The following is a 21,918-nucleotide window of genomic DNA, read 5'->3' on the forward strand; positions in this document are numbered from 1 at the left end:
CAAGCGAAGGAGCGTCGACATGAACCTGGCCGAAACGACCGGCAGCCGTCTGCTTGTGCTCGCCGCAGGCCTTATTGGCGCGGCAGGAGTGGCGCTGTCGGCGGCCGCCGCGCATCTCGGCGGCGCCTTCACCGGTACGGCGGCATCCTTCCTGCTGATGCACGCACCGGCGTTTCTGGCCGTCGGTCTCCTCGACGCGAATCGCCCGCTGCGGATAGCCAGCCTGGTGCTGCTCGTCGGGCTCGTGCTTTTCACGGGCGATCTTCTTGCCCGCGATTTTCTGGGATCGAGGCTGTTTCCGATGTCGGCGCCGATCGGAGGCACCCTGCTCATCGCAGGCTGGCTGGCCATAGCTGTCTCCGCCGTGGTGCGTCGGCGACCCTGAGATGCGCGGCCGGTTTCAATCCCGGCGACGTTCAAGTCGGATCCAAAGATCGCGGTTGCGCGCCGAGAGCTTCGCGCGGCGCGGCGGAGCCTCTGGCCGCTCCGCGGACGGGCCGATGCCCCAATAATTGCGATAGATGTCGTCGAACAGATGCTTCATCGGATGCATGGCTCTTCTCCTTTTGACTTTAATTGAATCGATCCAATCAGCCGGCGCAAAAAATTCACGCCAGTCAGCTCCGCTTGCGCGCCACCAGGAAGCGCAGATCGCGAATCCACGGGCTTGTTCCGCCGCGGCGCTTGGACACTTTGGCGGCCGACCCGATGCTCCAGTCGTCGCGGTAAATGTCTTCGAACAGATAGTTAACAGGATGCATGGCGCACCTCCCATCTAATTTGATCCAGCAGGCAAGCCTGAATTGGATCGATTCAAAGATAGGCCTATGGAAGCCGCCGGTCAAGCAAAATTTGAATCGATCCAACGAAAGTGCTAGATGCAAATCGGGAACGTGCTAAATGCATATCAGGAGGCACGCACAAATGGTGTCACTCACCGCAGGCAATCGACGACCCGTCCGGCTGGCCGACATCGCCAAGGCCGCCGGTGTTTCGCATGGCACTGCCTCCAATGTTTTCAGCCGCCCCGAGATCGTGCGCGAAGAAGTCCGCGAACGCGTTCGCGCGACGGCCGAGGCGATGGGCTATGCCGGCCCCGACCCCAAGGGCCGCCTGCTGCGGGCCGGCAAGGTCAACGCCATCGGCGTCGCCACCGCGGAGCCCCTCTCCTATTTTTTCGAGGATCCCTTCGCGCGCGTGATGATGGCGGGCATCTCGCAGGCCTGCGATGCGACCGGGGCCGGCATCTCCTTAGTCTCGGCCGCCAACACCGAACAGCTTGCCTGGAATATCCAGAGCGCCCTTGTCGACGGCTTCATCGTCTTCTGCATCGAAGGAGGCTCGCGCCTCGTCGAATTGGCGCGTGAGCGCAAGCTGCCCTTCGTGGCGCTCGACCTGGATTCGGAGGATGGGTCCGTCGCGGCGATCGGCGTCGACAACATCGCCGGCGCCGGCCTGGCGGCACGTCATCTTACGGATCTCGGGCATCGCCGCTTTGCCGTGCTGGCGCTGCCTTTCGCCGATGACAGGACAGGCCTCATTTCGCCCGAGGAGCTTCGCGCCGCAGCCTATGCGGGGACACGCGATCGCCTCACCGGTTATTTCCGGGAGCTTTCGCGGGTTGGCATCGATACATCCAAGGTGCCCGTCTACGAAACCGCCAACGATGCCGCCACCACAAAGGCGGGGCTGGAAACGATCTTTGCTTCCCGCGAGCCACCAACGGCTATCCTGGCGATGTCTGACAGAATGGCCTTGGCAACACTTGAATGGCTGAGCGCGCGCGGGCTGAACGTTCCCGATGATGTTTCAGTCATCGGTTTCGACGGCGTTCCCGAGGCAGCGCTATCCGAGCCGCCATTGACCACGGTCGCACAGCCGATCGCCGAGATGGGCCGGCTTGCGGTCAAGGCGATTCTTGAAAGCGACGGCAAGGTCAGCCGGCAATTGTTGCCGGTCGAACTGATCGTGCGCGCCTCCTCGGCTCCACCGCGCCGCTGAACCGGCTCGCCGACCTCAGCGGTTGGCTCTTGCCACGGCCGAGATACCGTAAGACGCCTGGACGGGCTTGGCGTCCTTTTGCGTCGTCCTGGCTTTCCCCGAACCGCCGATGGTCGACAACCATTCGAGATAGAAGGCGAGCGCGAACTGCATGGCGATGCCGGCGGCGAGCAACAGGCTGTCATAAGCGAGGCCGCCGGGATTGATCAGCTTCATCACCTGGGCGACCATAGCGATCAGCGTGCCGGCGATGAACACCGGCAGCGAGCGCTTGCCGAGTATCGCCAGCGGATGGTCGGGGCCGGTGCGAAACAGGTTCGAGACCACAGGCAGTGCCACCACCAGATAGCTGACCGCCAGGATATGCAGCAGCCGCGGGAGCGACAGGAATGTCTTGTCGAAGCCGGTCAGCACCACCGGCAGGTCGAACCAGGTCACCTGCCCCCAAAGCGGACTATGCACCCATGCCAGCGCGGCCAGCACATAGGCGGCGGCGGCACCGATCAGCCAACGGTTGACCGGAATGACGCCGCCGCGCCTGACATGCAGCATGGCGGCAAGGCCGATGTTGAACAGGAACTGCCAGGACAGCGGATTGAGGAACCACAGGCCGGGCTCGGGATAGTTCGGTGGGGCGATCTGCCAGATGCCGGCTACAAGCCATAGCAGGCCGGACACGGTCAGCGCTGCAAGCGGCCTGTAGCTGATGAACAGCAAGAAGGCCGGCGCCAGCAAAAGCAGCACCGCGTAGACCGGCAGTATGTTGTTGTAGCCGAGCTGGTGGCCGAGCGTGACGATGCCGACCACCACCTCGGGCGTGTCCTTCATCAGCGGTTCGATGTTGATCAGCTTCAGCAGTTCCGGCCTATGGCCGAACACCGCCGCGGCACAGAACAACGCCATCACCGCCATCGTGGTGACGATATGGGCGATGTAGAGCACGCCTGCCCGCCGCCACATCTTCAGCGTCGCGAGCAGCCGGCCTCCCCGGCGGAACTTCGTGCCATAGGCGAGCGCGACCGAAATGCCCGATATCAGCACGAAAGCCTCCGCCGCATCCGAAAAGCCGAAATTCTTGTAGGTCAGCGTCTCGAAAGCCGTGCCCGGCACATGGTCGACGAAGATCGTCAGCAGCGCGAGCGCACGCAGCACATCGATGCGCGTATCGCGCTCGGTTGGAACTGGGGTGGTCATCGACAAAAGGCCTCAAAGCTGGTTGTTCATGCCCAGCAATGCGACCCCCGGCGCACCGCTTCGATTCCTCCGCGATGGAGTATATCGGCGCAGAAACGGACTGAAATGCGCCCGGTTCAATCAACTTTCGCGGAGCATGAAAATATTGCGTTTTGAAGCCGGCAAATTGAGCGAAACGAAATATAATCAAAAGGATGCGGCATGAGCGATACAAGCCTCGAAAACGGCCTGCCGCGGCTAGATCTGACCTTCCCCTACCGCTTCTTCGGATCCGGCGGAGCCAGCGACGACTGCCTGTTCCTGCTGCATGGATCGGGTGTCGACGAGACGACCCTGGTGCCGCTGGCGAGGCAGATCGCGCCGCATGCCTGCCTGATCGCCGTGCTTGGCCGCATCGTCCAGGATGACGGCTTCCGCTGGTTCGAGCGGATCACGCCGACCAGCTTCGAGCAGGCCAGCATCCGCCGTGAGACGGCCGCTTTCGCGCGGTTCGTGGCCGCGGCCATGGAGCGGCACCGGATCGATCCGAAGCGCACGGCTTTTCTCGGCTATTCCAACGGCGCCAATCTGGTTTCCAGCCTGATGCTGCTCCATCCCGGCCTTGTCGGACGGGCGGCACTGCTGCGGCCGATGCCGGTGCTGGACGAGACGCCGGCAACCGATCTGACCGGCATCAAGGCGCTGATCGTCGCCGGCGCCGCCGACCTGACCTACGGACCCTTCGCGCCGGCGCTGGTAACGCTGCTCAGCCAGCGCGGTGCCCAGGTCGATGCGCGTATCGTCGCTTCGGGCCATGAAATCGGCGATCCCGATGTCGCGATCGTGCGGCAATGGCTTGCCCCGCCCGTTCCTGTCGCCTGACGGGCAAGACGCGGATCGCCGCGCTTAGCCCGGTTCAGCGATGCCCGCCTGCGCCCCGGCAATCAGCAAGTCGAGGCCGCTTTCGAACAGCGCCTCGTGACCGCCCGCACGATAATCGGCCAGGGCCTGGCTGAGCAGCGGGTAACCGCTTGCCTTGGCATCGAGCGCCGCACCTCGACCTGGGCCGGCCGGATATTCTGCCTGTTCCTCGAGGACGCAGCCCACCGTGTAGCGCCCGACGATCATCAGCAACCGCATGGCCATGACGGAAGGCATGCCGGCCTCGCGCAGAAAGTTGAGCAACCGTTCGACATGTTCGAGATCGCCCGGATCGGCCTCGGTACCGGCATGGACGCGCGCACCGTCGCGATAGGCTATCAAGGCGCCGCGGAAGCTGCGGGCGTTGTTGCGTACGAATTCCTGCCAGCTCTCGCCCGGCAGTGGCGCTCGATGGTCATGGCCGCGCCGCAGAATCTCCTCGTTCATTGCGTCGAGCAGGGCGCGCTTGTTCCTGAAATGCCAGTAAAGCGCCGGCTGCTGGACCTTGAGCCGCTGCGCCAGCAGCCGCGTCGAGAGCGCATCGATGCCGACTTCGTTCAACAGCTCGAGCGCTAGCGCGACGATCAGCGCCTTGTCCAGCTTCATATGCACCTCGCTTGCCCGTCCATTTTATCGGTGATAAACGCCACCTTATCACCGATAAACTTTAGGAAAGAAGCATCTCGATGAAAAGGGCCTATCTCGTCGTGCTGACGGCAATGGCGCTGGACGCGGCCGGCATCGGGCTGATCATGCCGGTGCTGCCGGGGCTGTTGCGCGAGGTTTGGCCATGTCGAGGACATCGGCTGGATTTTCGGCGCGTTCCTGGCCGCCTATGCCGCCATGCAGGTGCTGTTTTCGCCCCTGCTCGGCGCGTTGTCGGACCGCTACGGCCGCCGGCCGGTGCTGCTTCTGTCGCTTGCCGGGTCGATGCTGGATTATCTGTTCATGACCTTCGCGCCGTCGCTGCCGCTGCTGTTCGTCGGCCGACTGATCGCCGGCATAACGGGCGCCAGTATGGCGGTGGCCTCCGCCTATATGGTCGACATCAGCAGCGAAGAGCGGCGCGCCCGCGCCTTCGGCCATCTGAGCGCCGCTTTTGGCGTCGGGTTCATCGCCGGTCCGGCCCTCGGCGGCCTGCTCGGCGATCTCTGGCTGCGCGCGCCTTTCCTGGCGGCGGCAGGGTTCACCGGCATCAATCTGGCGCTGGCCTTCCTTCTGCTGCCGGAGCCGGAGCGGGTCGGCGGCACAGGCGAGCCGCTGTCGTTCAACCCGCTGGCGCCGCTGCGTTGGGCGTTGACTTTTCCGGCCCTCCTGCCGCTGCTCGGCGCCTTTGCCGTGCTCGGCCTTGTCGGCGAAGTCGGCGGCACCGTCTGGGTTCTCTACGTGCAGGACAAATTCGGCTGGAGCCTTTTCACCGTGGGCATCTCGCTGGCATTGTTCGGCCTCTTCCATGCCGCGGCCCAGGGTTTCGTCGCCGGACCGATCGCCGAGCGTTGGGGCGAAAGGCGAGCGCTCATGGTCGCCATCCTTGCCGACAGCACGGCCTATGTGTCGATCGCGCTCGCCTGGCAAGGCTGGATGGCGTTCGCGCTGTTGCCGCTTTTCTGTCTCGGCGGCATCGGAGCCCCGGCGCTGCAATCGTTGCTGACGTCACGCGTCGGCGCCGATCACCAGGGGCGATTGCAAGGTGTGCTCACCAGCATGACGAGCCTGGTCTCGGTGTTCGGACCACTCGTCATCGCCATGCTCTATTTTCGCACTCGAATGGTCTTCCCAGGCATGGTGTGGGTCGCGGGCGCGACCCTCTATGTCCTCTGCCTGCCCCTGCTGCTTGCAACCGGATCGCCCACGGCCAAACGGGAGGCGGCGGAGTGAGGATAATAGTGCGCCGGCGGCAGGACTATCCCTGCCCCATCCTGTTCCAGGCGTCCAGCCCGGCGATCTTGTAGGCCTCGGCCAGCGTGGGATAGTTGAATGTATTGTTGACGAAGAAGTCGACCGTGCCACCCAGATTGATCACCGCCTGGCCGATGTGGATCAGTTCGGTGGCGCCCTCGCCGACGATATGCGCACCGAGCAGGCGGCGCGTCTCGATCGAGAACAGAAGCTTCAGAAAGCCGGTGTTGACGCCCATGATGTGGCCGCGCGAGGTCTCGCGGAAACGCGCCACGCCAACCTCGTAGGCGGCGCCGCTCTCGCGCACCTGTTCCTCGGATTGGCCGACGGTGGAGATCTCTGGCACTGCGTAAATGCCATAAGGGAAGGTTTCCGGCGCCGGCGGCAAGGTCACACCGAAGGCATGGCAGGCGGCCACCCGGCCCTGCTCCATCGAGGTGGAGGCCAGGCTCGGAAAGCCGATCACGTCGCCGGCGGCGTAGATGTTGGGCATGCTGGTCTGGAAGGTATGCGGATCGACCTTGATGCGTCCCCTGGAGTCAGCCTCGATGCCGACCGCGTCGAGGCCGAGGCTACCGACATTGCCGGTGCGGCCCGCGGCGTAGAGCACGATCTCGGAACGTATGGTGCGACCGTCGGCCAGCGTGACCTCTGCATGGTCGGGCCTCGAGGCGATCTCCTTCACGGCGCTTCCCAGCCGGATGGTCATGCCGCGGTCGCGCATCTGGTGGATGAAGTCGTCGACGATCTCGCGGTCGACGAAATCGAGGATCGTGTTGCGCGGCTCGACCAGCGTCACCGGCACGTCGAGTGCCGAAAAGATCGTCGCGTATTCGACCCCGATGACGCCGGCGCCGATGACCGTCAGCGTGCGCGGCAAGCGGTCAAGCTCGAGCATCTCGTCACTGTCGAACACGCGGCTCTTGTCGAACGGCACGTCGCGCGGCCGGTGCGGCCTCGTGCCGACGGCGATCAGCGCATTGGCGAAGCCGACCTCGCTGTAGTCGCCATTGTCCGATGTCAGGCTGACCCTGTTGGGCCCGAGAAATTTCACCGCGGCACGGGCGCTCTTGACCGTGTTGCGCATGAACTGGTGCTGCAGCACCTCGACCTCGTGGTCGAGTGTCTTGTGCAGGCGCTCGACCAGGTCGCCGACCGAGATGTCCTGCTTGACCCGGTAGCCGCGCCCATAGAAGCCGCGCTCGCGCCAGCCCGAGAGATTGAGCACGGTTTCGCGCAGCGTCTTCGACGGAATGGTGCCGGTGTGCACGGAAACGCCGCCCAGGCGCCGCCCCCTGTCGACGACCAATACCGATTTGCCGAGTTTGGCCGATTGCACAGCGGCACGACGGCCGGAAGGGCCGCTGCCAATGACCAGCATGTCGTAGTCCATCCTGCCCGTCCCTGCCCCTCGGCGCTTTTGGTGCGCCGCAACAAGCTAACGCCATGTCAGGCGCGAATTCAACCGGCCCGCCGGCCGCTTCGCCCGCCTTGCTTACCGGCAAAGGCCCGATCTTGATTCCGTCATCAGCCTTTACCATTTTCCCAGCAGGTGGGGCGCAGGCTAAGCAGGCCCCTGTTACGAGGAAATGACATGAACGCTCGCGTTCTCGACGGCGAAATCATCAACACCAGGCTCGACGACGTCAGGGCCTACGAAGGCGTGCGCACGCGCCGTGTCCTGGCGGTCATGATCGACTATGTCATTGTCGCGCTGCTCACCATCCCCGTCGCCATACTGGTGTTTTTCCTCGGGCTTTTGACCCTCGGTCTTGGCTGGATGCTGTTCGGCGTCCTGGTCCCGGCTGTGGCGATTCTCTACATCTGGAACACGCTTGGCAGCGCCGACCAGGCGACCACGGGCATGAAGATGATGGGCATCCGGCTCGACCGGCTCGACGGCAGGCCGATCGACGGGCTCACGGCAGTGGTCCATTCGGTGCTGTTCTGGGCCGGCAACGTCATCCTGTCGCCGCTGGTGCTGCTGGTGACGCTGTTTGCCGATCGCAAGCGCACGCTGCACGACCTGCTGCTCGGCACGGTGGTCAGCCGCACCGGCCGCTAAGAGGCATTTTCGCAAGCATCGCCGCGGCGTCGGCGCAAATGTGAAGGCGTCCACATGGCCCCGCCTTCACAATCCTGTTGAATTTTTCGCTTTCCGCGCCAAAGGTAGAGCGATTCGAAGGAGTGTTTCCGAGACTCGATGACGCAGCACCCGACCCAGTCGCCGCAGTTCTTCCTGACCGCGCCGTCGCCGTGCCCCTATCTCGACGGCCAGTTCGAGCGCAAGGTGTTCACGCATCTGGTCGGCGACAAGGCGTCGGAGATGAACGATCTCCTGACGCAAGGCGGGTTCCGCCGCTCCCAGAACATCGCCTACAGGCCGGCCTGCGAGACCTGCCGCGCCTGCGTCTCCGTGCGCATCCTGGCGCAGGAATTCGTCGCCAGCCGCAACATGAAGCGCGTGCTGCAGCACAATTCCGATCTTGTCGGCGCCATGCACAATGCCGAGCCCTCGACCGAACAATATTCGCTGTTCCGCAGCTATCTCGATGCCCGCCACCGCCGCGGCGGCATGTCGGACATGACGGTTCTGGACTACGCCATGATGGTCGAGGACACCCATGTCGACACCAAGGTCATCGAATACCGCCGGCGCGGACCCGACACCTTCATCACCGGCAAGGTACAGGGCGAGCTGATCGCGGTGGCGCTCACCGACAAGATGGCCGACGGCCTGTCGATGGTCTATTCCTACTTCAATCCCGACTTCGAGGAGCGGTCTCTCGGCACCTTCATGATCCTCGATCACATCGCCCGCGCCAGGGCGATGGGGCTGCCCCATGTCTACCTGGGCTACTGGGTCAACGGCTCGCGCAAGATGAATTATAAGATGCGCTTCATGCCGCAGGAGCATCTCGGCCCGAAAGGCTGGGAGCGCTACACCAACGAAGCGGTCTCACGCTGAGTTTTTCCAAGATCCACGTTTAACTGTTTCAACGCAGGGGATGCTGGTCTTTCAGCCGCTTGGCGGGAGAGTGCGTCATTGCGCCGATCGGCCGCCCCGTCCGTATTTCATTACGAAAGTTTGCATATGAGTTCCCACAGCGACCACCAGAAGGGCCTTCTGATAACCGCCATTGGCGGCCTGACGCTGACCGTCGACATTCCGCTGATCCGGCTCGCCGATGGCGGCGCATGGACGATCCTGCTCTTGCGCGGAGGGACCACCTTCATCGCGGCAATGATCATCTGGGCGGTCTGGCGGGCGCTGAGCCGAAACGCGCCCCAGCTCATTCCAGGCTGGTCGGGACTGGCGGCCGCGATATGCTACGGGCTGACCTCGATCACCTTCGTCACCGCCGTCTTCCACACCTCGACCGCCGACCTGGTGTTCATCCTGGCCTTCAACACGGTGTTCGCCGCGCTCTTGTCCTGGTTGTTTCTCCGGGAAAGACCGCGGGCGGTGACGCTCGCGGCGATGCTGGTCATGATCCTCGGCGTGCTGGTAATCGTCGGCGGATCCGTCGGCACCGGACACCTGTTCGGCAATTTCATGGCGCTGTGTTCGGCCTTCTTCATTTCCGTGGCCATCACCATTTCGCGGGCCAGCGGCAAGGACATGGGCTTCACGGCGCTGGTCGGGGTTGTTCCGCCGCTCGTGCTGGCGGCCTTCATGGTGTCAGGCGAAGGCATCCATGTGAGCGCGCCCTGGTGGATCATCTTCAACGGCGCCGTGATCATGCCGATCTCGTTCTTCTGCCTGGCGGCCGGCCCCAAATACATCTCCGGACCGGAAGTGGCGATGTTCTACCTTCTGGAGACCGTGCTGGCGCCGGTGTGGGTATGGCTGATCTTTTCCGAAGCGCCATCGCGCAACAGCCTGATCGGCGGCGCGATCCTGATCGTCACATTGGTGGTCCATTCGGTGTGGCAATTGCATGACGGACGCAGGCGCCGCGCCGCCCTTACGGTGCGTCATCCTGCCTGAATCTTCTTCGCCTCGCCGTCGATCTCTATCAGCGACGGCGAGCCCTCCTGTTCCGGGGAAGCAGGCATCTCGTCCATCATCTCGACCTCGCGCAGCCATTCGCGCCAGATCGCCACCAGCAGCGCCATCAGCACCGGGCCGATGAACAGGCCGAGAAAGCCCATCGTCTTGACGCCGCCGATCAGGCCGAAAAAGGTCGGCAGGAAGGGCAGTTTTATCGGTCCGCCGACGAGCTTCGGTCGCAAGGTCTTGTCGACGATGAACAGTTCGACCGTGCCCCAGATGAACAAAGCCAGGCCGGCCACCGGTGAGCCGCTGGCGGCGAGATAGATCGAAACCAGCGTAAAGGAGAGCGGCGCTCCGCCGGGAATCAGCGCCATGACGCCGGTCAGCGCGCCAAGCGTCACCGGCGACGGCACGCCGGCCAGCCAATAGGCGATACCCAGCACCAGCCCCTCGCCGATGGCGATGACGGTCATGCCGGTCACGGTCGAGGAAATGGTCGCCGGCACGACGCGCGAGATGCGCTCCCACCTCGTCGGCAGGATGCGCTCGCCGAGGCGGTCGACCTGGCCCGCGAAATGCTCGCCGTCGCGATAGGCGAAGAACAGCGCGATCATCATGAACAGAAGCGTCAAAAGCAGGCCGAAGGCGCTGCCGCCGGCGGCAAGGGCGCCGCGATAGATGCTGCCGATATTGGCGCCGCTGACCAGCTGGATCAGTTCGCCAATGCCGCCGGGATGGCCGAGATTGGTCGTCCATTGCTGGTTCAGCCATTCTCCCACGACAGGCAGCGTGGCGATCCAGTGCGGTGTAGGGGCGCCGTGCCGATTGGTCTCGATCGCCCAGCCGACCCATTCGCGCACCTCGTTGATGGCGTAGGTGCCCGCGAGCGCGATCGGTATCACCAGGAAGGCGAGGATGAACAATATGGCGAAGGTGGCGGCGATGGTGCGGTTGCCGCCGACACCGGCCAAAAGCCGCCGGTAGAGCGGCCAGCTGGCGAAAGCGATGACCAGCGCGGCCAGCACCGGGAACAGGAAGCCGTGGAAGAAATAGACGCCGGCGGCAACGATCAGCACGAGCAGCCAGCGCGCCGCCGAGAGCGGTGGGATGACGGCGGCCCTGAGCGGCGTCGACAGGCCGAACAGGCGCTGCCCCGGTCTCTGGATTTTCGCTTCCTTCAAACGCTCGTCTCTCCCCGGCCCATTCGGCTGCTGTGCACTGATATAGTGCAGCAATCGTGACGATAGTCCAAATCGTGATGGTGAAGCGGCGGATTTCCGCCACGAGGGCCCTCGAGAGGAGATGGCCGGCAGGCCAGAGGGGTCGCTGCGTAAGGCGCTAGCATACTCCGTTCAAGTATGAGGTTGCGTCCGGTCGAGCCCCCTCTGTCGCCTTCGGCGACATCTCCCCCACGAGGGGGGAAATTATCCAAATTTCCCCGTCCTCGGGAAACCCTTGGGCACCATGCGGCCGGCGGAGGCGCGGGCGCCGATCCATTCGGCCAGTTCCTCGCGCGACCTTGTGAAGGTGCGGTCGGCCGAATCCTGCCAGGAAAGACCGGTCTCCAGCGTAAACGGCTTGAGGTCGAGAAGCCCGCCATCCTTGTATTTCTGCAGCCGCACGCCCTTGCCGCGGCTCATTTCCGGAATGTCGGACAGCGGAAACACCAGCATCTTGCGGTTCTCGCCGACGATGGCCAGATGATCGCCGCCGACCGGCACGCAGCGCTTGGCTTCGTCGGGCGCCTTGACGTTCATCACCTGCTTGCCCTTGCGGGTGTTGGCGACGACCTCTTCCTCCGGCACGATGAAACCGTTGGCGTCATGCGAGACCAGCAGCAGCTTGCGCTTCGGATCGTGGACGAAGGCGGTGACGATGTCCTGGTCGTTGTCCATGTCGACGATGATGCGGATCGGCTCGCCATGGCCGCGCCCGCCCGGGAGCCGGTCGGCGCCGATGGTGTAGAATTTGCCGCCGGTGGTGAACACCAGGATCTTGTCGGTCGTCTGCGCATGGAAGGCTAGTTTCAGGCTGTCGCCTTCCTTGAAGGCAAGCTGAGAATGGTCGGTCAGATGACCCTTCATCGCCCGCAGCCAGCCCTTTTCCGAAACCACCACGGTGACCGGCTCGCGCTCGATCATGGCATGCGCGATGTCGGTCAGGTCATGCTCGGGCGCATCGGCGAACTGGGTGCGGCGCTTGCCGAGCTCGGTCTCGGGACCGAATTTCTCCCGCAGGCTCGCGACCTCCCACTTGATCGTCCCCCATTGCTTGGCTTCGGACGCAAGCAGCGCCTCGATCTGCTTCTTTTCGGCGGTGAGGCCGTCGAATTCCTTGCGAATCTCGAATTCTTCCAGCTTGCGCAGGGCGCGCAGGCGCATGTTGAGAATGGCTTCGGCCTGGGTGTCGGTGAGCGACCAGCGGGCCATCATGACCTGCTTGGGCTCATCCTCCTCGCGGATGATCTTGATCACCTCGTCGATATTGAGATAGGCGATCAGGTAGCCGGCGAGGATCTCCAGCCGTCTTTCGATCTCGCCGAGGCGATGTTTCGAGCGGCGGATCAGCACGTCGCGGCGATGCTCGAGCCATTCCTGCAGCACGCCTTTCAGCGACAGGACGTTAGGCACCTTGCCGCGTGACAGCACGTTCATGTTGAGCGGGAAGCGGCTTTCAAGCTCGGTGAGCTTGAACAGCGATTCCATCAGGATACCGGGATCGACGGAGCGGCTCTTGGGCACCAGCACGACGCGGATGTCCTCCGCGCTTTCGTCCCTGATGTCCTCGAGCAGCGGCAATTTGCGCGCCATCAGGAGCTCGGCGATCTTCTCGATCAGCCGCGCCTTCTGCACGCCATAGGGGATTTCGGTGACGACGATGCTCCAGGTGCCCCTGCCCTGGTCTTCCTGGCTCCATTTTGCCCGCACGCGAAAGCCGCCGCGACCGGTTTCGTAGGCTTCGAGGATGGAGGCTCGGCTGTCGACGATGATGCCGCCGGTCGGGAAATCCGGGCCCTGGACGAAATCCATCAGCTTGGCCACGGGCGCGTCCCGATGCTCGATCAGGTGAAGGGCGGCGTCGCAAAGTTCGGCTGCGTTGTGCGGCGGGATCGATGTCGCCATGCCGACCGCGATACCGGACGAGCCGTTGGCCAGCAGGTTGGGGAAGGCGCCCGGGAGCACCACAGGCTCCTCGTCCTCCTCATTGTAGGTGGGCCGGTAGTCGACGGCATCCTCGGTGATGCCCGCGAGCAGCTCGGTCGCCACATCGGTCATGCGCGCTTCGGTGTAGCGCATGGCGGCGGCGTTATCGCCGTCGATGTTGCCGAAATTGCCCTGGCCGTCGACCAAGGGGTAGCGCATCGAGAAATCCTGCGCCAGCCGCACCAGCGCATCGTAGATCGACTGGTCGCCATGCGGGTGGAACTTGCCCATCACCTCGCCGACGATACGGGCGCATTTGGCGAAGCCTTGGTCGGGGTTGAGGCGCAGCAGGCGCATGGCGTGCATGATGCGGCGATGGACGGGCTTCAGCCCGTCGCGGACATCGGGCAGCGCCCGGTGCATGATGGTCGACAGCGCATAGGCAAGATAGCGCTCTTCCAGCGCCTTCTTCAGATCGACCGGTTCGATATGATCGCCGCCACCATTGTCAGGCGGCAAAAGCCTTTTTCCCATGGGCTGGAACTAGCCGAGCGGGTGATTCGCGGCAAGAGGGCAAGCCTTGAAGCGGGTGCATGCCCTGCCCTGCAACACGAAGCCGCAGGCAAGCCCGCCAGCCAACATCAATCCGTTACATGCCGTCTCTATTGCGAAGCGCGACGCTCGGCGGCCCGGTCTCCAGCATGTTCGGATCGGGTTTGCCTTTCGCCGCGATTTTTGACCATTGTGGCGGGATGCGCCTTTTTCCCGTCCAGTTCGTCACTGAAGGGTGATGGCGCCAAAAATTGAAAAATAATTTTCAGGACACTCGCAGGGGCATTCGCGATGACAATCAAACGCTCGACTCTCAGGAAATTCGCCTTTTCGACCTTCTTGCTCACACTGCCGCTGAACGCGGCGCTCGCCCAGGACACCGCGGTCGCCGACCGGCTGAAGGCGGCACTTGCCGCGCAGGGCGTCAACATCTCCTGGACCGGCGTGACCGGCGACAACGCCAGCATGGTGTTGCAGGGCGTATCCATCAAACCGGGCGCGGAAAAAGAAGCCTTTCCGATCGGCGACGTCAAACTCGAAGGCGTGACCGAAGCCAATGGCGGCTATGATATCGCAACCGTGTCGACCTCGGCCTTCGAACACAGCAAGGACGGCGTCACCCTCAATCTCAGCCCCTTCGTCATCCATGACATGATGGTTCCGGCCGAAGGCGCCAGCGGCCCGCTGGGCTCGCTGATGATGTACAAGTCCGCTGAACTGTCGAACATGACGGTCAAGGTCGCCGACAAGACGGCTTTCTCTATGGATGGGCTTGCCATCCAGATCACGCCGCCGGCGGACGGCAAGGCGATGGAATTCACCGGCACCACCGAGAAGTTCAATGCCGACCTGACGCTGGTCGAGGATCCCAAGTCGAAGGAGGTCATCAACGCACTCGGCTACCAGAACATTGCGGGCAATTTCGAGATGGCCGGCACCTGGCAGCCCACGGACGGCAAGATGGAGCTGTCGAAATACAACATTTCGGTCGAGAATGCCGGCACGCTCGGCATGACCTTCGACCTGGGCGGCTACACGCTCGATTTCATCAAGTCGCTGCAGGAAATGCAGAAGAAGATGGCGGCGCGGCCTGAAGGCGCCGACAATTCCGCACAAGGCATGGCCATGCTCGGGCTGCTGCAGCAGCTTTCCTTCAACAGCGCCTCGATCCGCTTCGACGACGATTCGCTGACCAACAAGGTGCTGGACTATGTCGGCAAGCAGCAAGGCATGTCGGGCAAGGACATCGCCAACCAGGCCAAGGCGATCGTGCCGTTCGGCATGGCGCAGCTCAACAATCCCGAGCTGACGGCGCAGGTAACGGCGGCGGTCGGCAAATATCTCGACGACCCGAAGAGCCTCGAAATCTCGGCCAAGCCGTCGGCGTCGGTGCCGTTCGCGCTGATCATGGCGGGCGCCATGTCCAATCCAACCGACCTGCCGAAGACGCTCGGCGTCACCGTCAAGGCCAACGAAGACTGATCGAAGCGACCTCGACTTGCTTCAGGATGCGAAAAGCCCGGCAGCGATGCCGGGCTTTTGTCTGGGATTCTCAAATCGAACGAGTCGCTTCGGAGGATTCTTTAAAGCGCCGTCCGAAGCGCCATCATGCCTCTTTCTTGATCGGCGCGACACGCAGCGACAAGTCGCGAAGCTGCTGCGGCGTGGCTTCCGACGGCGCATTCATCAACAGGTCGTAAGCCTGCTGGTTCATCGGGAACATGGTGATCTCACGCAGGTTCTTGGCTCCCACCAGCAACATCACCACCCGGTCGATGCCGAACGCCGCTCCGCCGTGCGGCGGCGCGCCGTACTGGAACGCACGGTAGAGGCCGCCAAAGCGTTCTTCGACGGTCTGGCGATCCAGCCCGACCATCTCAAAGGCCTTGACCATGGTTTCGGGCAAATGGTTGCGGATGCCGCCCGAGGCGATCTCGAAGCCGTTGCACACGGCGTCGTACTGGAATGCCTTGATGCCGAGCGGCTCCTGGTTGTTGAGGGCGTCGATGCCCCCCTGCGGCATCGAAAACGGGTTATGGGCGAAATCGATCTTCTTCTCGTCCTCGTTCCACTCGAAGAACGGAAAGTCGACGATCCAGCACAGCTCGAAACGGTCGCGGTCTACAAGGTTCAGTTCCTCGCCGGCGCGGGTGCGAGCAGCGCCCGCGAAGGAGACGAATTTCCTGGGATCGCCGGCGACGAAGAAGGCGGCATCGCCATCGGCAAGGCCCAGTTGAAGACGGATCGCCTCGGTGCGCTCCTCGCCGATGTTCTTGGCAAGCGGACCCGCGCCTTCGATTTTCTCGCCTTCCTTGCGCCAGAAGATGTAGCCCAATCCGGGCTGCCCCTCGCCTTGCGCCCAGCTGTTCATGCGGTCGCAGAAGGCACGGCTGCCCCCGGTCCTGGCCGGAATGCCCCAGACCTCGGCCTTGGGATCGTTGGCCAGGATGTTGGCGAAGACCTTGAAGCCGGAATCACGAAAATGGTCGGAGACCGCCTGCATCTCGATCGGGTTGCGCAGATCCGGCTTGTCGGTACCGTATTTGCGCATCGCAACATCATAGGGAATGCGCGGCCAGTCCTTTGTGACGGGCTTGCCGTTGGCAAAGGCCTCGAAGACCGATGTCATCACCGGCGCCATGGTGGAAAGCACGTCATCCTGCTCGACAAAGCTCATTTCGAGGTCGAGCTGGTAGAATTCGCCGGGCAGGCGGTCGGCGCGCGGATCCTCGTCGCGGAAGCAGGGGGCGATCTGGAAATAACGGTCGAAACCCGAGACCATGATGAGCTGTTTGTACTGCTGCGGCGCCTGCGGCAGCGCATAGAAGGTGCCGGGGTGAATGCGTGACGGCACCAGGAAGTCGCGCGCGCCTTCGGGCGACGATGCGGTGAGGATCGGCGTCGAGAATTCGGTGAAGCCGACCTCGCCCATGCGCTTGCGCATCTCGGCGATGATCTTCGTGCGCGCCACGATGTTCCTGTGCAGCGTCTCGCGGCGCAGGTCGAGGAAACGGTATTTCAACCTGATGTCCTCCGGATAGTCCGGCTCGCCGAACACCGGAAGCGGCAATTCCTTGGCCGCCGAAAGCACTTCGATCTCGCGCGCGAAAATCTCGATCTCGCCGGTCGGCAGGTTGGCATTGGTGGTTTCAGGCAAGCGCGCCTTGACCTCGCCGTCGACGCGGATCACCCACTCGCCGCGCACCGTCTCGGCGATCTTGAAGGCCGGCGAATCGGGATCGGCGACGATTTGGGTCAGGCCATAGTGGTCGCGCAGGTCGATGAACAGCAGGCCGCCGTGGTCGCGTACGCGATGCACCCAGCCCGACAGGCGAACGGAACTGCCGACATCGCTCTTCCTCAACTGGGCACAGGTATGGCTGCGGTAACGGTGCATTGTCATTGGTAAGGTCCGGGGTGCTGGGTTGCAGGCCGAAGCCCGCCTGAAAATTTGCGCGAAAAGCGCATGGGAGGCCGGGTTTGTCAAGGCGAGTGGGCGGAGGGCCAGGCAACGAACCCGTGTTCACGGAGTTACCTTTGGAGCGTTCGCCGGCGCGCTGGCTGACGGAGCATTAAACGGAAAAACCCGCCTGGGTGGCGGGTCACTGGCGCAAATCAGCACCATAGGTAATTTGTAGCATTAACTGCCCTCACCTGTCAAGGCGCCAGCGGACAGGCACCAGCGGACTGGCCGTCGTCGGATTTCTTAAACCCGAGTTTCGGAAGCCTTGGATTGAACCACTCCGTCCCGGCCCGGGTCACCCTATGAGCCAAGGCTCGACAGCCGCAGGCGCCGCGCGAGGTGACCGATGACCAATGCGGTGCTTGCGGAGGATGTTGCGGCCTGATGAAGGCGGATCTCCGCCCCGGGCAGCGGCGGCACATAAGGGCCAGGATGGACATCGCGCAGGCCGGGCGCGAGCATGCTGCCCTTGACCACGGTAACCGCAAGGCCCTGCTCGACGATCGCCTCCGTCGCGGCAAGGCTCGGGCTGACATAGGCCAGTCGCCACGGCCGGCCCGCTCTGTCGAGCGCCTCAACCGCCCACGCGCGAAACAAGCAATCAGGGTCCGACAACGCGACGGGCAGTGGATCGAGTTCCTCGACAGAGTGGGTCCTCGCCGCCGCCCATATCGCCCTTTCGCGGCATATCAGATCGCCCTCGGCCGCACCTTCCGGATGCATGGCGATGACCGCGTCAAATGATGAGCCGAGCCGTTTCAGCAGCCGCGCGGTGAGGCCGATCTCCATTTCGACCTGCATGAGCGGAAATCGAACGGCGATATCGGCGAGGAGGCGTGGCAGGATCTTGGTGCCGTAGTCCTCCATGACGCCGATCCGGATGCGTCCCGCCACCTGTTGGTTGGAGACACGGGCAATCGCCTGCTCGTTAAGTGCAAGAATGCGGCGTGCGTCGATCAGAAACCCCTCCCCGGCGGCCGTAAGCTCGACATGGGCCGTCGAGCGACGGAACAGCGAAATGTCGAGGCGCTCTTCAAGGCGCTTCACCTGCAAGCTGACGGTGGCTTGCGTTCGATTGAGCTGCTCGGCGGCTCGCGTGAAAGAGAGCCGCTCGGCAACGACGACGAAAGCCCGCAACAATTCCGGATCGAGACTCCGACTGCTCATAGCGCAAGCTTATCAAGCTCATTGCATTTATTCGATTCCTTTTACCCGGTTTGCCCGATACCGCTGGGCTCCGAACTGACAGGGGGGAAGCGATGGAAACTGGAGGCGTGCTCGCGGCGATTCTCTCCAGCGCCTTTGGCGGCACCGCCGTCGGTGCAACGCGCTATCTCGCGCGTTCGCTGGATCCGCTCACCATCGGCGCGGTCCGGTTCGGGGGTGGTTTTCTGGTGCTCGCCGCCGTAGCGCTTCTGCGGCGGGACAAGTGGCCTGCGAAAAGCGACTGGCCGGGCGCCGCCGTATTGGGCCTGCTGTTCTTCGGCCTGTTCCCGGTGCTCTTCAACGGGGCCCTTGTCTACACGACGGCGGCGCGAGGAGCTCTGGCGCTTTCGACGCTGCCCGTGCTCACCATGCTGGCGGGTGCGGTTCTGGGGATCGAACCGCCGACGACGCGCAAGATCGTCGGCGTCCTGGTCGCGATGGCCGGAGTGGCTGTCGCGCTTGGCAGCAGCCTGACGACAGCTCCCCAGGGCGCATGGCGCGGAGACCTCCTGATGATCGCGGCGGCATTCTGCATGGCGCTCTACAATGTCTGGTCGCGACCCTTTCTCTCCCGCTGCGCGCCGACATCATTCGCCGCGTCTGGCATGGCCGTCGGCACGGCCTGCCTGTTGGCGCTGTCGATTTTGACTGGAGGCCTGACGCGACTTGCCGCGCTTGACGGGTCTCAATGGGTTGCCAGCGGATACCTGGCCGTAATTTGCGGCGCCCTCGTTTTCTTCCTCTGGGCGTTCGCGCTTGAACGTGCGCCGCCAACGCTGGTTGCCGTTTCGGTTGCCGTGAATCCCGTGACGGCATCGATCTTCGGCGCGGTCTTTCTCGGCGAGCAAGTCAATGCAAACCTGATTGTCGGGCTCATCGCGGTCCTGGCGGGAATAGCCATCGCGTCGGGAGCAGCCGGCGGGTTCGCCGTGGGACGTGGTGAAAGCAGTCGCCGGCGTCCTTGAACGGAAAGGCGGGCACATTCTGTTAGTCCGGGGAATTGCCGCTGGCATTGACGGAAACGATGGTTCAAGAAGGGATCACAGTCATGTGATCGCCTGATGTCCTCCATCCGTCCGCTGATCCCGCTCCTCATCGCCGCAGGCATCCTGCTCGGCGGCAATGGGCTGCAAAGCACGCTGATCGCGCTGCGCGGCGCGCAGGAAGGTTTTTCGGCTTCCGACATCGGCCTGATGGGCACGTTCTATTTCGCCGGCTTCCTGCTCGGCTGCCTAGCCGTCACCCGCATCCTGAAGGCGGTCGGCCATGTCAGGACCTTCTCGGCGCTGGCGGCGGCCGCATCGGCCGGCACATTGCTCCTGGTTCTGGTCATCGACCCGGTGATGTGGTGCGCGGTGCGTTTTGCCGGCGGCTTCTGCTTCGCCGGCCTGTTCACGGTGATGGAGGCCTGGCTCAACTCCGGGGTCAGCAACAAGGACCGCGCCCGCGTGCTTGCCATCTACCGCATGGTAGACATCGGCTCGGTCACCGGCGCGCAGTTCCTCATCCCGATCTTCGGCGCGGGCGGTTTCGCCATCTTCGCCATCATGTCGATGATGATCACGCTGTCGGTGCCGGTGTCGCTCGGCGACCGCTCCAACCCGACGCCGCCGGAAGACGTCAAGCTCGACCTGGCGCGCGTCTGGCGGATCTCGCCGCTCGGCTGTTTCGGCTGCATCGCCGTCGGGGTCACCAACAGCGCGTTCCGCACGCTTTCGCCGGTCTATGCCGAGCAGATCGGCATGTCGGTCGCCGATGTCGTCACCTTCGTCAGCGTCGGCATATTCGGCGGCGCTCTCATCCAATACCCGTTGGGCTATCTCTCCGATCGCTGGGACCGGCGCTCGGTGCTGCTGGCGACGACCTGCTGCGCCATGCTGGCAGCACTGGCGCTGGCGTTCGTGGCGGGAGCCGACCCGTTTCTGAATTTCATCATCATCTTCATCTTCGGCTGTTTCGCCATGCCGCTCTATTCGCTGTCGGCGGCGCACTCCAACGACCGCGCCGGCGCAGGCGAATTCGTTCTGATCAACGCTGCCTTGATGCTGTTCTATTCCTTCGGCGCCATTGGCGGCCCTTTCGCCGCCTCGACGGCAATGCAGTATTTTGGCCCGAGCGCGCTCTTCGTGTTCAGCGCCCTGCTCTATGCGATCTTCATCGCCGTCATCCTCTATCGGATGCGGGCGCGGTCGGGCGTGCCGGCTGGCAAGCGCAGCCGCTTCACGGCGCTTTTGCGCACCTCGACGGTTTTCGCCCGGCTGGCGAGAAGAAACGGCGATCCGGACGGGACGGACGGACCGTGACGCAGCGCCAAAGCTTGACGAAAGCCTTTCCGGCTGAAATCTAGGAAGACCCTACTCCTGCCAAAAGCGATTTGATGCACGTCATCACCACCCAAAAAGAACTCGAGACCGTTCTCGCCGCTTTCGAAAAATCGGATTTCGTCACCGTCGACACCGAATTCATCCGGGAAACGACCTTCTGGCCGATCCTGTGCCTGATCCAGATGGCGGCGCCCGGCATAACGGCGCTGATCGATCCGCTGTCGCCAGACATCGACCTGAAGCCGTTTTTCAGGCTGATGGCCAACGAAGCTGTGGTCAAAGTCTTCCATGCCGCGCGGCAGGACATCGAAATCATCGTCCATCTCGGCGATCTCGTTCCCCATCCGGTGTTCGATACCCAGGTTGCGGCGATGGTCTGCGGGTTCGGCGACAGCGTTTCCTACGATCAGCTCGTGCAGCGCGTGACCGGCGCGCGGCTCGACAAGTCCTCGCGCTTCACCGACTGGCGCCACCGGCCGCTGTCCGAAAAGCAGCTCGACTATGCGCTTGCCGACGTCACCCATCTCATCGAGGTCTACCAGCATCTCAGCGCCGAACTCGAGCGGGAGAACCGCGCCCACTGGCTGAACGAGGAGATGGACGTCCTGACCTCGCGCGAAACCTACGATCCGCATCCGGAGGATGCCTGGAAGCGGCTGAAGATGCGGCTGCGCAAACCGCAGGAGCTGGCGATCGTGCAGGCCGTGGCGGCATGGCGCGAACGCGAGGCGCGCGAACGCGACGTACCCCGCGGCCGGGTGCTCAAGGACGACGCGATCTATGAGGTGGCGCAGCAGGCGCCGCGCGACGCGGCAGCGCTCGCCAAGCTGCGCACGACGCCCAAGGGCTGGGAACGCTCCTCGACGGCGACGGCGCTGCTCGGCGCTGTCAATACCGCCCTTGCATTGCCCAAGGAGCAAATGCCGAAACTGCCGAAGACCTTCCAGCCACCGGAGGGCTCGAGTGCCGCCGCGGAACTGTTGAAGGTGCTGCTCAGGATCGTGGCCGAAAAGCAAGGCGTCGCCTCGAAGGTCCTGGCGTCCAGCGACGATATCGACCGTATCGCCGCCGAGGGCGAGGATGCCGACGTGCCCGCGCTGCAAGGCTGGCGCCGGGCCGTGTTCGGAGAGGCGGCGCTGAAGCTGGTGCGCGGCGAGATCGGCATCAAGTTCGACAAGCGCAAAATAGCGGTATTCGATTTGTAGGCGGAACGCCCCTGCCGCAAAGGGAGGGTACTGC

At 63.5% G+C, this 21,918-nt stretch carries 19 protein-coding genes and 1 pseudogene; 11 read left to right on the plus strand and 9 right to left on the minus strand.

Features of this window, described 5'->3' with window-relative positions; genetic code table 11:
• The first annotated feature begins 19 nt into the window (after positions 1-19).
• Positions 20-385 (plus strand): DUF423 domain-containing protein, encoded by a 366-nt coding sequence (locus LB551_RS05185; protein ID WP_140549100.1) that lies wholly within the window; start codon positions 20-22, stop codon positions 383-385.
• A gap of 15 nt (positions 386-400) precedes the next feature.
• Here the strand turns inward: LB551_RS05185 and LB551_RS05190 are convergent, their stop codons facing one another.
• Positions 401-553 carry a hypothetical protein gene (locus LB551_RS05190; RefSeq protein WP_224658436.1) on the minus strand — a complete coding sequence of 51 codons (153 nt, stop codon included), beginning with the start codon at positions 551-553 and terminating at the stop codon, positions 401-403.
• A 64-nt stretch (positions 554-617) separates the two neighbouring features.
• The gene (locus LB551_RS05195; RefSeq protein ID WP_224658437.1) at positions 618-761 is read right to left on the minus strand and encodes a hypothetical protein; all 144 of its coding nucleotides are present in this window, start codon (positions 759-761) and stop codon (positions 618-620) included.
• Between the two features lie 163 nt (positions 762-924).
• On the opposite strand from LB551_RS05195, the gene LB551_RS05200 reads away from it, so the two are divergent.
• Positions 925-2,001 (plus strand): LacI family DNA-binding transcriptional regulator, encoded by a 1,077-nt coding sequence (locus LB551_RS05200; protein ID WP_224658438.1) that lies wholly within the window; start codon positions 925-927, stop codon positions 1,999-2,001.
• A 15-nt stretch (positions 2,002-2,016) separates the two neighbouring features.
• On the opposite strand, the gene LB551_RS05205 is transcribed toward LB551_RS05200, so the two are convergent.
• Positions 2,017-3,195: an OpgC family protein gene (locus LB551_RS05205; protein WP_224658439.1), complete on the minus strand. Its 1,179-nt coding sequence runs from the start codon at positions 3,193-3,195 to the stop codon at positions 2,017-2,019.
• Positions 3,196-3,396: 201 nt separating this feature from the next.
• Here LB551_RS05205 and LB551_RS05210 point away from each other — a divergent pair, with 201 nt between their 5' ends.
• Entirely contained in the window at positions 3,397-4,056 is a 660-nt protein-coding gene (locus LB551_RS05210; RefSeq protein WP_224658440.1) for an alpha/beta hydrolase, read from the plus strand.
• Between the two features lie 24 nt (positions 4,057-4,080).
• On the opposite strand, the gene LB551_RS05215 is transcribed toward LB551_RS05210, so the two are convergent.
• Positions 4,081-4,701, minus strand: a complete 621-nt coding sequence (locus LB551_RS05215) for a TetR/AcrR family transcriptional regulator C-terminal domain-containing protein (protein ID WP_224658441.1) — start codon at positions 4,699-4,701, stop codon at positions 4,081-4,083.
• An 80-nt stretch (positions 4,702-4,781) separates the two neighbouring features.
• On the opposite strand from LB551_RS05215, the pseudogene LB551_RS05220 reads away from it, so the two are divergent.
• Positions 4,782-5,973, plus strand: a pseudogene (locus LB551_RS05220) (TCR/Tet family MFS transporter).
• Positions 5,974-5,998: 25 nt separating this feature from the next.
• Here the strand turns inward: LB551_RS05220 and sthA are convergent.
• Complete coding sequence (gene sthA / locus LB551_RS05225) at positions 5,999-7,387, minus strand: Si-specific NAD(P)(+) transhydrogenase (protein WP_224658442.1); 1,389 nt, start codon at positions 7,385-7,387, stop codon at positions 5,999-6,001.
• Positions 7,388-7,588: 201 nt separating this feature from the next.
• Here sthA and LB551_RS05230 point away from each other — a divergent pair, with 201 nt between their 5' ends.
• From LB551_RS05230 to LB551_RS05240, 3 genes are all read left to right on the plus strand, one after another.
• Positions 7,589-8,059 carry an RDD family protein gene (locus tag LB551_RS05230; RefSeq protein ID WP_224658443.1) on the plus strand — a complete coding sequence of 157 codons (471 nt, stop codon included), beginning with the start codon at positions 7,589-7,591 and terminating at the stop codon, positions 8,057-8,059.
• Between the two features lie 138 nt (positions 8,060-8,197).
• Positions 8,198-8,962, plus strand: a complete 765-nt coding sequence (locus LB551_RS05235) for an arginyltransferase (protein WP_224658444.1) — start codon at positions 8,198-8,200, stop codon at positions 8,960-8,962.
• Between the two features lie 126 nt (positions 8,963-9,088).
• Positions 9,089-9,985 carry a DMT family transporter gene (locus tag LB551_RS05240; protein ID WP_224658445.1) on the plus strand — a complete coding sequence of 299 codons (897 nt, stop codon included), beginning with the start codon at positions 9,089-9,091 and terminating at the stop codon, positions 9,983-9,985.
• Here LB551_RS05240 and LB551_RS05245 read toward each other — a convergent pair.
• Together LB551_RS05245 and parC are read right to left on the minus strand one after the other, a co-directional pair.
• Positions 9,973-11,172, minus strand: coding sequence for an AI-2E family transporter (locus LB551_RS05245; RefSeq protein WP_140549110.1), 1,200 nt, complete (start codon positions 11,170-11,172; stop codon positions 9,973-9,975). The two genes, LB551_RS05240 and LB551_RS05245, sit on opposite strands and share 13 nt — an antisense overlap.
• A 243-nt stretch (positions 11,173-11,415) precedes the next feature.
• Entirely contained in the window at positions 11,416-13,668 is a 2,253-nt protein-coding gene (parC, locus tag LB551_RS05250) for a DNA topoisomerase IV subunit A (RefSeq protein WP_224658446.1), read from the minus strand.
• Between the two features lie 309 nt (positions 13,669-13,977).
• Between parC and LB551_RS05255 the strand changes: the two genes are divergently transcribed.
• The gene (locus tag LB551_RS05255) at positions 13,978-15,168 is read left to right on the plus strand and encodes a hypothetical protein (RefSeq protein ID WP_224658447.1); all 1,191 of its coding nucleotides are present in this window, start codon (positions 13,978-13,980) and stop codon (positions 15,166-15,168) included.
• 124 nt (positions 15,169-15,292) lie between these two features.
• On the opposite strand, the gene aspS is transcribed toward LB551_RS05255, so the two are convergent.
• Complete coding sequence (gene aspS, locus LB551_RS05260; protein ID WP_181172369.1) at positions 15,293-17,083, minus strand: aspartate--tRNA ligase; 1,791 nt, start codon at positions 17,081-17,083, stop codon at positions 15,293-15,295.
• A 366-nt stretch (positions 17,084-17,449) separates the two neighbouring features.
• Complete coding sequence (locus tag LB551_RS05265) at positions 17,450-18,289, minus strand: LysR family transcriptional regulator (RefSeq protein ID WP_263495698.1); 840 nt, start codon at positions 18,287-18,289, stop codon at positions 17,450-17,452.
• Between the two features lie 119 nt (positions 18,290-18,408).
• Between LB551_RS05265 and LB551_RS05270 the strand changes: the two genes are divergently transcribed.
• The 3 genes from LB551_RS05270 to rnd all read left to right on the plus strand — a co-directional run bounded on the left by LB551_RS05270 (position 18,409) and on the right by rnd (position 21,884).
• Complete coding sequence (locus tag LB551_RS05270; RefSeq protein ID WP_224658449.1) at positions 18,409-19,320, plus strand: DMT family transporter; 912 nt, start codon at positions 18,409-18,411, stop codon at positions 19,318-19,320.
• Positions 19,321-19,416: 96 nt separating this feature from the next.
• On the plus strand, positions 19,417-20,658 hold the full coding sequence (locus LB551_RS05275) for an MFS transporter (RefSeq protein ID WP_224658450.1): 1,242 nt from the start codon (positions 19,417-19,419) through the stop codon (positions 20,656-20,658).
• Positions 20,659-20,732: 74 nt separating this feature from the next.
• Complete coding sequence (gene rnd / locus LB551_RS05280) at positions 20,733-21,884, plus strand: ribonuclease D (protein WP_224622574.1); 1,152 nt, start codon at positions 20,733-20,735, stop codon at positions 21,882-21,884.
• The last annotated feature ends 34 nt before the right edge of the window (positions 21,885-21,918 follow it).

This window comes from Mesorhizobium sp. BR1-1-2 (assembly GCF_020165435.1).
GTDB lineage: Bacteria > Pseudomonadota > Alphaproteobacteria > Rhizobiales > Rhizobiaceae > Mesorhizobium.